A 15,574-nucleotide genomic window follows, 5' to 3' on the forward strand; every position below is an offset into this window, starting at 1 on the left:
ATGGAGTAAAAAACTGAGGATGGCAGTGTAAAACATGCCTGATTGATTAATAATCCAGCGAAAAGCAAAACTTTATTGCTGTATAGGGATAATCACCGTGCAGGAAAACCGCTGGGAAGGCATCGACGAATTCGTCGCCGTGGCTGAATGCAGTCAATTTACGGCGGCCGCCGAACGCCTCGGCGTTTCGTCATCCCATATCAGCCGCCAAGTGGCGCGACTGGAAGACCGATTGCAAACCCGCCTGCTCTATCGCAGCACCCGCCGCGTGACCCTGACCGAGGCAGGCCAGACCTTCCTTCAGCACTGCCAACGCTTGCAGGATGGCCGCGAAGAGGCCTTGCGAGCAGTGGGCGATCTCACCAGCGAACCCAAAGGCATGCTACGCATGACGTGTGCGGTGGCCTACGGCGAACGTTTTATCGTGCCGTTGGTGACGCGCTTCATGGGGCTTTATCCACAACTGCGGATAGACATCGAGCTGACCAACCGCCAACTGGACCTGGTCCACGAAGGCCTGGACCTGGCGATTCGCCTGGGACGCCTGCAAGACTCACGGATGGTTGCCAGCCGCCTGGCACCACGACGCATGTACCTGTGCGCATCACCTTCCTACCTTGAACGTTATGGTCGGCCACACAGCTTGTCGGAATTGACTCGGCATAACTGCCTGATTGGCAGCTCCGACATTTGGCAACTCGCTCAGGACGGACGAGAGTTTTCCCAGCGAGTGCAGGGAAATTGGCGCTGCAACAGCGGGCAAGCCGTGCTCGATGCCGCGCTGCAAGGGGTGGGATTGTGCCAGTTGCCGGACTATTACGTGCTGGAGCATTTGCACAACGGGGCGCTGGTGTCACTGCTGGAAGCGCATCAACCGCCGAATACTGCGGTGTGGGCGCTGTATCCGCAGCAGCGGCATTTGTCGCCCAAGGTTCGCAAGCTGGTGGATTTTTTGAAGGAAGGTTTGGCCGAGCGGCCGGAGTACAGGGGTTGATTGAGTCTTTTGTACCTCGGCAGCGGCTACAACCGGTTAGCCCAGCGCAACCGGAGCCACTCCAAGTCCTCAGGCCGAGTCACCTTGATATTGTCCGAGCGCCCTTCAATCAGGCGCGGTGCCTGGCCGGACCATTCCATGGCGGATGCTTCGTCGGTGATCACGGCATCGGCTACCAGACTGTCAGCCAAGGCCCGGTGCAAGGCGCCCAGGCGGAACATCTGTGGCGTGTAGGCCTGCCAGATCAGGCTGCGATCAACAGTTTCCACCACACGCCCATGTTTATCGACCCGCTTGAGAGTGTCGCGGGCCGGCACCGCCAGCAAGCCACCCACCGGATCATCCGCGAGTTCCGCCAGCAGTTTGTCCAGGTCGTCGCGACTCAAATTGGGACGCGCCGCATCATGCACCAGCACCCAGTCCTCATCACTGGCGCCTTGCTCATGCAAGTGCAGCAGCGCATTGAGCACCGAGCCGGAACGCTCCGCGCCGCCCTCCACTCGCTGGATGCGAGGGTCGCCAGCACACGCCAGGCGTGGCCAATACGGATCATCAATAGCAAGACTGACCACCAACCCCTTGAGGTCAGGATGGTCGAGAAAACAGCCAAGGCTGTGTTCGAGAATAGTGCGCCCGCCCAGTTGCAAATATTGCTTGGGACGGTCCGCAGCCATACGGGCACCGACGCCCGCGGCAGGAATCACGGCCCAGAAGGCCGGCAAGCGGCTGCTCATTGGGCCAACTGGTAGAGGGTCTCGCCCTCCTTGACCATGCCCAGCTCATGACGAGCCCGTTCTTCAACGGTCTCCGTGCCCTTTTTCAACTCAAGCACTTCCGCATCGAGCACGCGGTTGCGCTCCAGCAGACGCTCGTTTTCGGCGTGCTGGTCAGCAATTTGCTGGGTCAGGTCCTTTACCTGCGCCATGCTGCCATTCCCCACCCATAGGCGGTATTGCAGGCCAGCCAGCAGCAAGAGCAAGACGAGGAACAACCAATTGGGACTGCGCATCGAATATCGGGTATCCAGTGAAAAAAGACAGCCAAGCAAACACTTTTGGAGCAACTGATAGCACGAAGCCTGGAAGAACCAGGCTTGTGCTTGATAGGCATCAGATTAGTGGGAAAATTCACCGCATAGTAAATTTTCCGACACGACCTGCTGTCTTTTTATCATCAACTGTTCAGCCGCGAAACTCGCTACGACCGTTGTACTTGGCTTTACCGCCCAGTTGCTCTTCGATACGCAGCAATTGGTTGTACTTGGATACGCGGTCGGAGCGGCACAGGGAACCGGTCTTGATCTGGCCAGCCGAAGTGCCCACGGCCAGGTCGGCAATGGTCGAATCTTCGGTTTCGCCGGAGCGGTGGGAGATCACGGCAGTGTAACCCGCGGCCTTGGCCATCTGGATCGCTTCCAGGGTTTCGGTCAGGGTGCCGATCTGGTTGAACTTGATCAGGATCGAGTTGGCGATCTTTTTGTCGATGCCTTCTTTCAGGATCTTGGTGTTGGTCACGAACAGGTCGTCGCCTACCAGTTGGATTTTCTCGCCGATCTTGTCGGTGAGAACTTTCCAGCCAGCCCAGTCGGACTCGTCCAGGCCATCTTCAACGGAGATGATCGGGTAGCGTTCGCACAAGCCTTTCAGGTAGTCGGCAAACCCTTCGGAGGTGAACACGTGGCCTTCACCGGACAGGTTGTACTTGCCGTCTTCGTAAAATTCGCTGGCCGCGCAATCCAGGGCCAGGGTCACGTCGGTGCCCAGCTTGTAGCCAGCGTTGGCCACGGCTTCGGAGATCACTTTCAGTGCATCTTCGTTGGACGCCAGGTTCGGTGCAAAACCACCTTCGTCACCCACCGCAGTGCTCAGGCCACGCGCCTTCAGCACAGCCTTGAGGTGATGGAAAATCTCGGTACCCATACGCAAGCCTTCGGAGAAGGTCTTGGCGCCCACCGGCTGCACCATGAATTCCTGGATGTCGACGTTGTTATCAGCGTGCTCGCCACCATTGATGATGTTCATCATCGGAACCGGCATCGAGTACACACCCGGAGTGCCGTTCAAATTGGCGATATGCGCGTACAGCGGCAGGTCCTGGTCCTGTGCGGCAGCCTTGGCAGCCGCCAGGGACACGGCGAGGATCGCGTTGGCGCCCAGGGTCGCTTTGTTTTCGGTACCGTCGAGCTTGATCATCGCGTGATCGAGGGCTTTCTGGTCCAGCGGATCCTTGCCCAGCAGCAGGTCACGGATCGGCCCGTTGATGTTGGCTACAGCCTTGAGCACGCCCTTGCCCAGGTAACGGCTCTTGTCGCCATCACGCAGTTCCAGTGCTTCACGGGAACCGGTGGAAGCACCGGACGGCGCGCAAGCGCTGCCGATGATGCCGTTATCGAGAAGCACGTCGGCTTCGACGGTGGGGTTGCCACGGGAGTCGAGAACTTCACGACCTTTGATGTCGACGATTTTTGCCATTGTTGTAAACACTCCAAAGTTGACGAAAACGACGCAGCTGTAGGAAATCTTTTGACCGACCGCAAGGGTGGAACAACGGGGCAGGCTTGCAGGCGACAAGGCTCAGGCCCGGGGGCCTGAGCATTAAGCGTGGGATACTTTACCGGAGAAATCGCTGTTACGCGGTCTCTACTGTCGGAAAACTCTTGACCAGTTCGTCCAGTTGCTTGAGCTGGGCCAGGAATGGCTCCAGCTTGTCCAGGCGCAGGGCGCACGGACCGTCGCATTTGGCGTTGTCCGGGTCCGGATGAGCTTCCAGGAACAGGCCGGCCAGAGACTGGCTGATGCCGGCCTTGGCCAAGTCCAATACCTGGGCACGACGCCCTCCGGCGGAATCGGCGCGACCACCGGGCATTTGCAGCGCGTGAGTCACGTCGAAGAACACCGGGTATTCGAACTGTTTCATGATGCCGAAACCGAGCATGTCCACCACAAGGTTGTTGTAGCCGAAGCTCGAACCACGCTCGCAGAGGATCAACTGGTCGTTACCCGCTTCCACGCACTTGCTCAGGATGTGTTTCATTTCCTGGGGGGCGAGGAACTGGGCTTTCTTGATATTGATCACTGCGCCGGTCTTGGCCATTGCGACGACCAGATCGGTCTGGCGCGACAGGAAGGCCGGCAACTGGATGATGTCACACACCTCGGCGACCACGGCAGCCTGCTCAGGCTCGTGGACGTCGGTGATGATCGGCACGCCAAAGGCTTGCTTGATGTCCTGGAAGATCCGCATGCCTTCTTCAAGGCCTGGGCCGCGATAGGAAGTCACCGACGAACGGTTGGCCTTGTCGAAGCTGGCCTTGAACACGTAAGGGATACCCAGTTTCTGGGTGACCCGCACATACTCTTCACAGACCTGCATCGCCATGTCGCGGCTTTCCAGCACGTTCATGCCGCCGAACAGCACCATGGGCTTGTCGTTGGCAATCTCGATATCGCCTACGCGAATGATCTTCTGGGCCATCAGGTTTACGCCTTCTTCTGATGTTGCGTCAGTGCAGCTTTGACGAAGCCGCTGAACAACGGGTGACCGTCGCGCGGGGTCGAGGTGAACTCAGGGTGGAACTGGCAAGCGACGAACCATGGATGATCCGGAGCTTCAACCACTTCAACCAATGCACCGTCACCGGAACGACCGGAGATTTTCAGGCCGGCTTCCATGATTTTCGGCAGCAGGTTGTTGTTCACTTCGTAGCGATGACGGTGACGCTCGACGATTACGTCCTTGCCGTAGCAATCGTGAACCAGCGACCCCGGCGACAGCAGGCAATCCTGCGCGCCAAGGCGCATGGTGCCGCCCAGGTCGGAGGTTTCAGTACGGGTCTCGACTGCGCCGGTAGCATCTTCCCACTCGGTGATCAGGCCCACGACCGGGTGACCGCTGGTGTGGTCGAATTCGGTGGAGTTGGCGTCTTTCCAGCCCATCACGTTACGGGCGAACTCGATGACCGCCACTTGCATGCCCAGGCAGATACCCAGGTACGGCACCTTGTTTTCCCGAGCGTACTGAACCGCGGTGATCTTGCCTTCCACGCCACGCAGACCGAAGCCGCCTGGCACCAGGATCGCATCCACACCTTCGAGCAGAGCAGTGCCCTGGTTCTCGATGTCTTCGGAGTCGATGTAGCGCAGGTTGACCTTGGTACGGTTGCTGATGCCGGCATGACTCATTGCTTCGATCAGCGACTTGTAGGCGTCCAGCAGTTCCATGTACTTGCCGACCATGGCGATGGTGACTTCATGCTCAGGGTTGAGCTTGGCGTCGACCACGGCTTCCCACTCGGACAGATCGGCACCGCCACACTGCAGGCCGAAACGCTCGACAACAAAATCATCCAGACCCTGGGAATGCAGGATGCCCGGAATCTTGTAGATGGTGTCGGCATCTTCCAGGGCGATCACCGCACGCTCTTCAACGTTGGTGAACTGGGCGATCTTGCGACGCGAGGAGATATCGATCGGGTGATCGGAGCGGCACACCAGTACATCCGGCTGCAGGCCGATGGAACGCAGTTCCTTGACCGAGTGCTGGGTAGGCTTGGTTTTGGTTTCGCCCGCGGTGGCGATGTACGGCACCAGGGTCAGGTGCATCAGCATCGCGCGCTTGGCGCCGACCTCGAAGCGCAACTGACGGATGGCTTCAAGGAACGGTTGGGATTCGATGTCACCCACGGTGCCACCGATCTCGACCATGGCCACGTCGGCATCGCCGGCGCCCTTGATGATCCGGCGCTTGATTTCGTCGGTGATGTGCGGGATCACCTGGATGGTTGCCCCCAGGTAGTCACCACGGCGCTCCTTGCGCAGCACGTGCTCGTAGACACGGCCAGTGGTGAAGTTGTTGTTCTGGGTCATGGTCGTGCGGATGAACCGCTCGTAGTGGCCCAGGTCCAGGTCAGTTTCGGCGCCGTCGTGGGTGACGAACACCTCACCGTGCTGGAACGGGCTCATGGTGCCCGGGTCAACGTTGATGTACGGGTCCAGCTTGAGCATGGTGACCTTAAGTCCCCGCGCCTCCAGGATGGCCGCCAATGAAGCGGAGGCAATGCCTTTCCCCAATGAAGAAACAACACCGCCCGTGACGAATATGTAGCGCGTCATGAAAAACCCTAGAAGTCTGCGTTAAAGCGGTCCGAGCCGCCGGGGAAAGCGAAGGAAGGCCGAAGCCCCCGATCACCTGCATTAATCACAGTGCACCTTTCAAAAAAACCGCCGCGTTGTGACAGACCAGCAATGGAACACCGGTACGTTGATCGCTACACATTTTTTGGAATCGCCCAGCAAAGACTGCTTGGTAATCGGCAACTGCTGCGATTCAGGCGAATCCACAGAAGTTGTATCAAGAAGGGAGCGTAGTCTACCGGAAAGGCGCTATCAGCTCAAACCTTGATCGCAGGTTGGTGGCATCCAATGCAATTGCCAGTCGCCACGGGCATCTGCCGCCAGCCCCGGCAGGTTGGGCACCGCCAGCAATTGCTGGCCCTGGTACAGCAGCGGCAATCTGCCACGGACAAAGCCTGGCAAACCACTTTCGTTAAGCAAACGCTTAAGGTCGCGCCGACCTCGGCCTGGGACTTCCATGACTTCGCCGCCCTGACGGTAGCGGATGCTCAGTAAACCTGCGGGCGGGTTGCCGCTGAAATGCAGATGGCCGTTGCCGGGTAACTGTAGTGGGTTTTCGGGTTGTGGCCAGCTCGAGGGAGCGTGGGAAAAATCCGACCAACTGGCAGGCAACCACCAAATATACCCGCTGCAACGGTGCAATTGGCCGTCGGCCAGACACCACAGTGGCTGCGCATCGCTCTTGGCATCACGCAATGTGTTCCAACCCGCCCAGTGATCGCTGTCGGGCAAACGCGTCAGTGGTGCGAGCCAGTACCGTAAGGCGTTGCGTTGACGGGCCTCAGAGAGCACACAGAGCGCTGCAAGGGATAAGGATGGCAGCGGCAGCCAGGGAAACGCCGAAGGCTGGCTGGCGGCCATCAGGTCCATCCGGGCCAACTCATCGAGCAAGCCCTGGGCCTCACTCAGATGCTCGGCGCTGCGGGCCAGGGTGCCAACGGCCTGAGGCCAGCGATCGGTCAGCAGCGGAAGCACATGATGGCGCAAGAAATTGCGGGAGAAGCGCGAATCAGTGTTGGAAGGGTCTTCAATCCAGGCCAACTGATGCTCGCGGGCGTAGGCTTCCAGTTCGGCCCGCGAGATATCCAGCAGAGGCCGGAGCAAATGCCCGCCACCCAGTGGACGCTGCGCGGGCATGGCGCCCAGCCCGCGCACGCCGGCTCCACGCAACAAGCGAAACAGCAAGGTTTCAGCCTGGTCGTCACGGTGCTGAGCGGTTAGTAGCAACTCCCCGGCCCCAGTGAGCTGGGCGAACGCCTGATACCGCGCTTCACGGGCCGCACGCTCGATGCTGGCGCCAGGCTGAACCTGCACACGCACGATCTTCAGCGGCACATCCAAGCTGTCACAGATGGCCTGACAATGGACCGGCCACGCATCAGCCGCAGCCTGAAGACCATGATGAACGTGGATAGCGCTGAGTGGTGGGAGCGGTTCGGTCTTGGCCAGAGTGGCCAGGAGATGCAGCAGGACGGTGGAATCGAGGCCGCCAGAGAAAGCGATATGCCAGGCTGGGGCGTTGCGCCAGGGGGGCAGGGTTTGCAGGAGTTTGGCGGGTAGAGTTGGTTTGAAGGGTTTCATCGAACAGTACCGCCCGAACTGAATCACTGCCTTGAAGCTTATGAAGATCAAATGTGGGAGCGGGCTTGCCCGCGATAGCGCAGTATCAGACAACAGCCTCGTTGCCTGTCAGCACCTCATCGCGAGCAAGCCCGCTCCCACATTTTAGTACTGCGTCGACTTACAGACCGTAGCTCATCAAGCGCTCATAACGACGAGCCAGCAGCGCATCGTTGTCGAACTTCTTGAGCATTGCCAGTTGCGCGCTCAGCTCCGCACGGATTGTCGCGGAAGCCGCTGCCGGGTCACGATGGGCGCCGCCCAGTGGCTCGGCGATCACTTTGTCAACGATACCCAGGCCTTTCAGGCGATCAGCGGTGATGCCCATCGCTTCAGCTGCATCCGGGGCCTTCTCGGCGGTTTTCCACAGGATCGAGGCGCAACCTTCCGGCGAGATCACTGCGTAGGTCGAATACTGCAGCATGTTCAGTTGGTCGCAAACGCCGATGGCCAATGCACCGCCGGAACCACCCTCACCGATCACGGTGGCGATGATCGGGGTTTTCAGGCGCGACATGACCCGCAGGTTCCAGGCAATCGCTTCACTCTGGTTACGCTCTTCAGCATCGATACCCGGATAAGCACCCGGGGTGTCGATGAAGGTCAGGATCGGCATCTTGAAGCGCTCGGCCATTTCCATCAGGCGGCAGGCCTTGCGGTAGCCCTCTGGACGAGGCATACCGAAGTTGCGGCGAACTTTCTCGCGCACTTCACGGCCTTTCTGGTGACCGATGATCATCACTGGCTGGTCATCCAGACGAGCAATACCGCCGACGATGGCAGCGTCATCGGAGAAGTGACGGTCGCCGTGCAACTCGTCGAACTCGGTGAAGATGTGCTGAATGTAGTCCAGGGTGTACGGACGGCGCGGATGGCGAGCCAGGCGCGCGATCTGCCAACTGGTCAGTTTGCCGAAGATATCTTCGGTCAGCGTCTTGCTCTTGTCTTGCAGGCGGGAGATTTCATCGCCGATGTTCAGCGAATTGTCATTGCCGACCAGGCGCAGCTCTTCGATCTTGGCTTGCAGGTCAGCAATCGGCTGTTCGAAATCAAGAAAATTCGGGTTCATAAGCGTCCGTCTTGGGTCGACGGCCAAGGGAATGCCTGGCCAGCCGGTTGTCTATTCGCGCCCACCTTAAGGGAGAGGCGCGTCAAGGTCGAGATTAAATGTTTAGTCGAGATCAGGGCATTGTCCATGCCCCTGACCGTCAACGGTATTGGAGGAAGACGTTGTCACGCCCGAACTGGTCACGCAATGCTTGAATCAAGCCATCCGCCGGGTCAATGCGCCATGTCTCGCCGAACTGCAGCATGGCCTTGGCATCGTTGCCGGTGTACTCCATGGTCACCGGGCAGGCGCCACGATGGCGCTTGAGCAGATCCCCCAACCAGCGTAGCTGATCGCCTTTAAGTGCTTCAGTGCGCACTTTCAGACGCAGGCTTTCCGCCAGGTTGGTACGCGCATCCTCCATGCTCATCACCCGCTTGATCCGCAAGCGCAGCCCGCCGGAGAAGTCATCATTGCTGACCTCCCCTTCCACCACCACCATGGCATCGGTCTGCAACAGCGACTGTGCGGAATGGAACGCATCGGCAAACAGCGACGCCTCAATGCGGCCGGAGCGATCGTCGAGGGTGATAAAGCCCATCTTATCGCCCTTTTTGTTCTTCATGACCCGTAGGGCGATGATCATGCCGGCGACGGTTTGAGTATCCCGCGCAGGCTTCAGGTCGATGATGCGCTGACGGGCAAAACGACGGATTTCCCCTTCGTACTCGTCAATCGGGTGCCCCGTGAGGTACAGGCCCAGGGTATCTTTCTCGCCCTTGAGGCGTTCCTTGAGGGTCAGCTCCTTGGCCTTGCGATGATTGGCATAGACATCGGCGTCTTCTTCGACGAACAAGCCACCAAACAGGTCGGCGTGGCCACTGTCATGGGTGCGGGCGGTTTGCTCCGCAGCCTTGATCGCTTCTTCCATGGCCGTCAGCAACACCGCACGGTTACGGTCGATGTTGGCCTGGTAAGCCTTCGGCTCATCATGGAAGTACGGGCCCAGACGATCCAGGGCACCGCTACGAATCAGGCCATCGAGGGTGCGTTTGTTGATGCGCTTGAGGTCGACCCGGGCACAGAAGTCGAACAGATCCTTGAACGGGCCGTCCTGTCGCGCTTCGGTAATTGCCTCCACCGGGCCCTCGCCCACCCCCTTGATCGCGCCGAGACCATAGATGATGCGCCCTTCGTCGTTCACCGTGAACTTGAACTCGGATGTGTTCACATCCGGCGCGTCGAGGCGCAGCTTCATGGTCCGCACTTCCTCGATCAAGGTCACGACCTTGTCGGTGTTGTGCATGTCCGCCGACAGTACCGCGGCCATGAACGGCGCCGGGTAGTGGGCTTTCAGCCAGGCAGTCTGGTACGACACCAGGCCGTAGGCGGCGGAGTGGGATTTGTTGAAGCCGTAACCGGCGAATTTCTCCACCAGGTCGAAGATGTTACCCGCCAGGTCGGCGTCGATATTGTTGGTGGCGCAACCCTCAATGAAACCGCCACGCTGCTTGGCCATTTCCTCGGGTTTTTTCTTACCCATGGCCCGACGCAGCATGTCCGCACCACCCAGGGTATAACCAGCCATGACCTGGGCAATCTGCATCACCTGTTCCTGATACAGGATGATGCCGTAGGTCGGCGCCAGTACGGGCTTGAGGCCCTCGTACTGGTAATCGGAGTGCGGGTACGCCAGCTCGGCGCGACCGTGCTTACGGTTGATGAAGTCATCCACCATGCCTGATTGCAGAGGCCCCGGACGGAACAGGGCCACCAGTGCGATCAAGTCTTCCAGGCAGTCGGGCTTGAGCTTTTTGATCAGCTCTTTCATACCGCGCGACTCAAGCTGGAATACGGCCGTGGTTTCGGCTTTTTGCAGCAACTGGTACGTCGGTTTGTCGTCCAGCGGGATAAAGGCGATGTCCAGCGGCGCCTCATCAACCTTGGCGCGCTCGCGGTTGATGGTCTTCAGGGCCCAGTCGATGATCGTCAGGGTACGCAGGCCGAGGAAGTCGAACTTCACCAGGCCGGCCGCCTCCACGTCGTCCTTGTCGAACTGGGTTACCAGGCCGTCGCCTTCTTCATCGCAGTAGATCGGCGAAAAGTCAGTCAGCTTGGTCGGCGCGATAACCACACCACCGGCGTGTTTACCGACGTTACGCACCACACCTTCGAGCTTGCGCGCCATGTCCCAGATTTCGGCCGCTTCTTCATCGACCTTGATGAAGTCCCGCAGGATTTCTTCCTGCTCGTAGGCTTTTTCCAGAGTCATGCCGACTTCGAAAGGAATCATCTTCGACAAGCGGTCAGCCAGGCCATAAGACTTACCCTGGACTCGGGCCACGTCGCGGATTACCGCTTTCGCCGCCATGGAACCGAAGGTGATGATCTGGCTTACAGCGTTGCGGCCGTACTTCTCAGCTACGTATTCAATGACTCGGTCGCGACCGTCCATACAGAAGTCGACGTCGAAGTCGGGCATGGATACCCGTTCCGGGTTCAGGAATCGCTCGAACAGCAGGTCATATTCCAGCGGGTCGAGGTCGGTGATCTTCTGCACATAGGCCACCAGTGACCCCGCACCCGACCCCCGGCCAGGCCCTACCGGCACGCCATTGCTTTTGGCCCACTGGATAAAGTCCATTACGATGAGGAAGTAACCGGGGAACCCCATCTGGATAATGATATCCAGCTCGAAATTCAGCCGGTCGACATAGACCTGACGCTTGGCCTCGTAATCTTCAGTGGTGTCCTTGGGCAGCAGAACGGTCAGGCGCTCTTCCAGCCCATCGAAAGAAACCTTGCGGAAATACTCATCGATGGTCATGCCATCGGGAATCGGGAAGTTGGGCAGGAAGTGCTTGCCCAGCTTCACTTCAATGTTGCAGCGCTTGGCGATTTCGACGGTGTTTTCCAACGCCTCGGGCAAGTCACTGAACAGCTCGGCCATTTCCTCGGCGGTCTTGAGGTATTGCTCTTCGCTGTAGTTCTTCGATCGACGCGGATCATCGAGGGCCCGGCCCTCACCGATGCACACACGAGTTTCGTGAGCCTCGAAGTCTTCCCTCTTGATAAAGCGCACGTCGTTGGTCGCCACCAGCGGCGCACCCAGCTTCTCGGCCAGGGCGACTGCGGCGTGCAACTGTTCTTCGTCATTAGGGCGATTGGTGCGCTGGATTTCCAGGTAGAAGCGGTCGGGGAAGACGTCCATCCATTCACGGGCGAGGACTTCAGCCTCGTGAGGGTTGCCGCCCAACAGCGCAATGCCGATTTCACCTTCCTTGGCTGCCGAGAGCATGATCAGCCCGTCGCTGGCTTCGGCCACCCACTCGCGCTCGATGATGATCGAGCCATTGCGCTGACCGTCGATAAAGCCACGGGAAATCAATTCGGTGAGGTTGCGATAACCGACCGCATTCATCGCCAGCAGGCTGATGCGACTCAGGGGGTTATCCGGGTCCTTGTTCGACAGCCACAGGTCGGCACCGCAGATCGGCTTGATGCCGGCACCCATGGAGGCCTTGTAGAACTTGACCAGGGAACACATGTTGTTCTGATCGGTGACCGCCACGGCCGGCATATTCATGCCCACCAGGGTTTTGACCAGCGGTTTGATCCGTACCAGGCCGTCGACCAGGGAGTATTCAGTGTGCAGGCGCAGGTGAACGAATGAAGCCGGCATAGTGATCCTGTCTAATACGTGGAAACAACAAGGCCCGGATTGTACCGGGCCTTGAGCAAAACATCAGCCTCGCGACTAAACCTCGCCAAGACTCTCCCGCGCCTCGTAAGCCAGGCGTACCGGGGCAAACGAGCGGCGATGAATCGGGGTCGGGCCCAGTCGAGCCAAGGCTTCCAGATGAACGGGCGTCGGGTAACCCTTGTGCCCGCCGATGCCATAACCGGGGTAGATCAATTCAAAAGCGGCCATTTCACGGTCGCGGCTGACCTTGGCCAGGATCGACGCAGCAGCGATCGCCGGCACCTTGCTGTCGCCCTTGACCACGGCCTCAGACGGCATTGCCAGTTTCGGGCAACGGTTGCCGTCGATCATCGCCATTTTTGGGGTGATGTGCAGGCCCTCGACGGCGCGCTGCATGGCCAGCATGGTGGCGTGGAGAATGTTCAACTCGTCGATTTCTTCGACTTCGGCTCGGGCGATATGCCAACTCAGGGCCTTCTCGCAGATTTCGTCAAAGAGTTTCTCACGACGGGCTTCGGTGAGTTTCTTCGAATCGTTGAGACCGAGAATCGGGCGGTTCGGATCAAGAATCACCGCTGCCGTGACGACAGCCCCACACAGCGGGCCACGACCGACTTCATCAACACCGGCAACCAGTTCATGAGCTTCGGCGACCAGGCTGAAATCCAGGCCCATTTGCGTCTTCATAGGGCTTCCTGTTTTTGGCCAATCAGGCTCAGAACCGCATCGGCAGCCTGGTTTGACGCATCGCGGCGCAAGGTCCGGTGAATTTCGTCAAAACCACGCGTTTGCTCTTCGCCGCCGTCAATCAAGGGGAGCATGGTCTGCGCCAAGGCCTCAGGCGTCGCATCATCCTGTAGCAACTCAGGCACCAGCAGACGCTGGGCCAACAAATTAGGCAAGGAGATGTAAGGGCTTTTGACCATACGCTTGAGAATCCAGTAGGTCAGCGGTGCCAGGCGATAAGCCACGACCATCGGGCGCTTATAGAGCAAGGCTTCAAGGGTCGCTGTGCCGGAGGCGATCAGTACCGCATCGCAAGCCGCCAAGGCCAGGTGTGAACCACCGTCGAGCAGGGTCAACGGCAGGTTACGCCCCACCAGCAACGCCTCGATTTGCGCACGACGCTGGGGGCTGGCACACGGCAACACGAAGCGCACACCGGGCTTCAAGGCTTGCAGGCGCTCGGCGGCATCGAAGAACAACGCACCGAGACGACCGACTTCACCACCACGGCTGCCAGGCATCAGCGCCACCAGCGGACCGTCAGGCAACCCCAGCTCGGCACGAGCGCCGGCCCGGTCAGCTTGCAGCGGGATGGTGTCAGCCAGGGTATGACCGACGAACCGTACCGGCACGCCCTTCTCTTCGTAAAACCTGGCCTCGAAAGGCAGCAGAGTCAACATCAGGTCGCAGCCTTCACGGATCTTCAGCACACGCTTCTGCCGCCACGCCCAAACGGACGGGCTGACGTAATGCACGGTCTTGATCCCGGCCTGTCGTAGCTTCAGTTCGATATTAAGCGTGAAGTCCGGAGCGTCGATTCCGATAAAGACGTCGGGCTTTTCTTCGATCAGGGTCTGGATCAGCTTTTTGCGGCGAGCCAGCAGCTCACGCAAACGCCCCAGCACCTCCACCAACCCCATGACCGACAGGCGCTCCATGGGGAAGTAGGACGTCAAGCCTTCGGCCTGCATCAGCGGACCGCCAACCCCAATAAACTCGACAGCTGGGTGCTGAAGCTTGAGTGCTCGCATCAGGCCCGCACCCAGGATATCGCCGGAAGCCTCCCCGGCCACCAGCGCAATACGTAACCTGGCCATGATTAGCGGGTGATGCCGCGAGTCGAGGACTGGATGGAGTCACGAAACACCGCGACTTCCGGGTACAGCGACGCCGGCTCTGCCAACTCTGCCAAGGCCTGGTCGACTGTCAGCCCCTGACGATAAACCACCTTGTAGGCGCGGCGCAGGGCGTGAATCGCATCCTCGCTGAAACCACGGCGACGCATGCCTTCGAAGTTCATGCTGCGAGCTTCCGCAGGATTACCGAATACCGTAACGAATGCCGGGACATCCTTGCCAATAGCGGTGCCCATGCCGGAGAAGCTGTGAGCGCCAATATGGCAGTACTGATGAACCAACGTGAAGCCGGACAGGATCGCCCAATCATCAACGTGCACATGGCCAGCCAATGCGGTGTTGTTGACCAGGATGCAGTGATTGCCGATAACACTGTCATGCCCGATATGGGCGTAGGCCATCACCAGGTTGTGGTCACCCAATGTGGTTTCCGCGCGATCCTGGACAGTACCCCGGTGAATGGTCACGCCTTCACGGATGATGTTGTGATCACCGATTACCAGGCGTGTCTCTTCACCCTTGTACTTCATGTCAGGCGTGTCTTCGCCTACCGAGGAAAACTGGTAGATGCGATTGTGTTTGCCAATCCGCGTCGGGCCTTTGAGGATCACGTGCGGCCCGATGACTGTTCCTTCGCCGATTTCCACACCTGCACCAATGATCGACCATGGGCCAACCTCGACGTCGGCGGCCAGAATGGCCGTCGGATCGATGATTGCACGAGGGTCAATCAAACTCATAGTTTGCGTTCCGCGCAGATGATTTCAGCGGAGCACACAGGTTTGCCATCGACCGAAGCCTGGCATTCGAATTTCCAGATCTGGCGCTTGCAGCTCACAAACTTGGCTTCCAGGATCAACTGGTCACCCGGGGTGACCGGGTTGCGAAAGCGCAGCTTGTCGGAGCCCACGAAATAGTAAAGCGTGCCATCGGCAGGCTTCAGGTCGAGCATTTTGAAACCAAGGATACCGGCAGCCTGGGCCATTGCTTCGATGATCAATACGCCCGGCATGATTGGATGCGCAGGGAAGTGACCATTGAAAAATGGTTCGTTGATGCTGACATTCTTGTAGGCACGAATGCGCTTTTCCTCAACATTCAATTCCACTACACGGTCCACCAGCAGGAACGGGTAACGGTGAGGCAGGTATTCGCGAATCTCGTTGATGTCCATCATTTCGGGGGGAAGCCTGTAATAAAGATTGGGAGCGCGCG

13 protein-coding genes are annotated in these 15,574 nt (G+C 59.0%); 1 reads left to right on the top strand and 12 read right to left on the bottom strand.

Annotated elements, in window-relative coordinates; genetic code table 11:
• Positions 1–97: 97 nt before the first annotated feature.
• The gene (locus GNF76_RS02425; RefSeq protein ID WP_178123145.1) at positions 98–994 is read left to right on the top strand and encodes a LysR substrate-binding domain-containing protein; all 897 of its coding nucleotides are present in this window, start codon (positions 98–100) and stop codon (positions 992–994) included.
• A 26-nt stretch (positions 995–1,020) separates the two neighbouring features.
• Here GNF76_RS02425 and ispD read toward each other — a convergent pair whose 3' ends face one another.
• From ispD to fabZ, 12 genes are all read right to left on the bottom strand, one after another.
• Complete coding sequence (gene ispD, locus GNF76_RS02430) at positions 1,021–1,728, bottom strand: 2-C-methyl-D-erythritol 4-phosphate cytidylyltransferase (protein WP_155581602.1); 708 nt, start codon at positions 1,726–1,728, stop codon at positions 1,021–1,023.
• Positions 1,725–2,003, bottom strand: a complete 279-nt coding sequence (gene ftsB, locus GNF76_RS02435; RefSeq protein WP_155581603.1) for a cell division protein FtsB — start codon at positions 2,001–2,003, stop codon at positions 1,725–1,727. Before ftsB ends, ispD begins: the two co-directional genes overlap by 4 nt.
• A 172-nt stretch (positions 2,004–2,175) precedes the next feature.
• Positions 2,176–3,465 (bottom strand): phosphopyruvate hydratase, encoded by a 1,290-nt coding sequence (gene eno, locus GNF76_RS02440; RefSeq protein WP_155581604.1) that lies wholly within the window; start codon positions 3,463–3,465, stop codon positions 2,176–2,178.
• Positions 3,466–3,622: 157 nt separating this feature from the next.
• Complete coding sequence (kdsA, locus tag GNF76_RS02445) at positions 3,623–4,468, bottom strand: 3-deoxy-8-phosphooctulonate synthase (protein WP_124366122.1); 846 nt, start codon at positions 4,466–4,468, stop codon at positions 3,623–3,625.
• A 5-nt stretch (positions 4,469–4,473) separates the two neighbouring features.
• On the bottom strand, positions 4,474–6,105 hold the full coding sequence (gene pyrG / locus GNF76_RS02450; RefSeq protein ID WP_155581605.1) for a CTP synthase: 1,632 nt from the start codon (positions 6,103–6,105) through the stop codon (positions 4,474–4,476).
• 273 nt (positions 6,106–6,378) lie between these two features.
• Positions 6,379–7,707, bottom strand: a complete 1,329-nt coding sequence (tilS, locus tag GNF76_RS02455; protein WP_155581606.1) for a tRNA lysidine(34) synthetase TilS — start codon at positions 7,705–7,707, stop codon at positions 6,379–6,381.
• Between the two features lie 160 nt (positions 7,708–7,867).
• The gene (locus GNF76_RS02460) at positions 7,868–8,815 is read right to left on the bottom strand and encodes an acetyl-CoA carboxylase carboxyltransferase subunit alpha (protein ID WP_155581607.1); all 948 of its coding nucleotides are present in this window, start codon (positions 8,813–8,815) and stop codon (positions 7,868–7,870) included.
• Between the two features lie 139 nt (positions 8,816–8,954).
• Entirely contained in the window at positions 8,955–12,476 is a 3,522-nt protein-coding gene (gene dnaE, locus GNF76_RS02465; protein WP_155581608.1) for a DNA polymerase III subunit alpha, read from the bottom strand.
• Positions 12,477–12,551: 75 nt separating this feature from the next.
• Positions 12,552–13,184 (bottom strand): ribonuclease HII, encoded by a 633-nt coding sequence (gene rnhB, locus GNF76_RS02470; RefSeq protein ID WP_155581609.1) that lies wholly within the window; start codon positions 13,182–13,184, stop codon positions 12,552–12,554.
• The gene (gene lpxB, locus GNF76_RS02475) at positions 13,181–14,320 is read right to left on the bottom strand and encodes a lipid-A-disaccharide synthase (protein ID WP_155581610.1); all 1,140 of its coding nucleotides are present in this window, start codon (positions 14,318–14,320) and stop codon (positions 13,181–13,183) included. The genes rnhB and lpxB overlap by 4 nt, the downstream gene beginning before the upstream one ends.
• Positions 14,321–14,322: 2 nt before the next feature.
• Positions 14,323–15,099 (bottom strand): acyl-ACP--UDP-N-acetylglucosamine O-acyltransferase, encoded by a 777-nt coding sequence (gene lpxA / locus GNF76_RS02480; RefSeq protein ID WP_155581611.1) that lies wholly within the window; start codon positions 15,097–15,099, stop codon positions 14,323–14,325.
• Positions 15,096–15,536, bottom strand: a complete 441-nt coding sequence (fabZ, locus tag GNF76_RS02485; RefSeq protein ID WP_029297270.1) for a 3-hydroxyacyl-ACP dehydratase FabZ — start codon at positions 15,534–15,536, stop codon at positions 15,096–15,098. The genes lpxA and fabZ overlap by 4 nt, the downstream gene beginning before the upstream one ends.
• Between the last annotated feature and the right edge of the window lie 38 nt (positions 15,537–15,574).

It is taken from the genome of Pseudomonas spelaei (assembly GCF_009724245.1).
Classification (GTDB): domain Bacteria; phylum Pseudomonadota; class Gammaproteobacteria; order Pseudomonadales; family Pseudomonadaceae; genus Aquipseudomonas; species Aquipseudomonas spelaei.

Excerpts from the sequence above, each read along its gene's own strand:
- ispD (WP_155581602.1), bottom strand. The coding sequence starts at position 1,728 with ATGAGCAGCCGCTTGCCGGCCTTCTGGGCCGTGATTCCTGCCGCGGGC.
- ftsB (WP_155581603.1), bottom strand. The coding sequence starts at position 2,003 with ATGCGCAGTCCCAATTGGTTGTTCCTCGTCTTGCTCTTGCTGCTGGCT.
- eno (WP_155581604.1), bottom strand. The coding sequence starts at position 3,465 with ATGGCAAAAATCGTCGACATCAAAGGTCGTGAAGTTCTCGACTCCCGT.
- kdsA (WP_124366122.1), bottom strand. The coding sequence starts at position 4,468 with ATGGCCCAGAAGATCATTCGCGTAGGCGATATCGAGATTGCCAACGAC.
- pyrG (WP_155581605.1), bottom strand. The coding sequence starts at position 6,105 with ATGACGCGCTACATATTCGTCACGGGCGGTGTTGTTTCTTCATTGGGG.
- tilS (WP_155581606.1), bottom strand. The coding sequence starts at position 7,707 with ATGAAACCCTTCAAACCAACTCTACCCGCCAAACTCCTGCAAACCCTG.
- GNF76_RS02460 (WP_155581607.1), bottom strand. The coding sequence starts at position 8,815 with ATGAACCCGAATTTTCTTGATTTCGAACAGCCGATTGCTGACCTGCAA.
- dnaE (WP_155581608.1), bottom strand. The coding sequence starts at position 12,476 with ATGCCGGCTTCATTCGTTCACCTGCGCCTGCACACTGAATACTCCCTG.
- rnhB (WP_155581609.1), bottom strand. The coding sequence starts at position 13,184 with ATGAAGACGCAAATGGGCCTGGATTTCAGCCTGGTCGCCGAAGCTCAT.
- lpxB (WP_155581610.1), bottom strand. The coding sequence starts at position 14,320 with ATGGCCAGGTTACGTATTGCGCTGGTGGCCGGGGAGGCTTCCGGCGAT.
- lpxA (WP_155581611.1), bottom strand. The coding sequence starts at position 15,099 with ATGAGTTTGATTGACCCTCGTGCAATCATCGATCCGACGGCCATTCTG.
- fabZ (WP_029297270.1), bottom strand. The coding sequence starts at position 15,536 with ATGATGGACATCAACGAGATTCGCGAATACCTGCCTCACCGTTACCCG.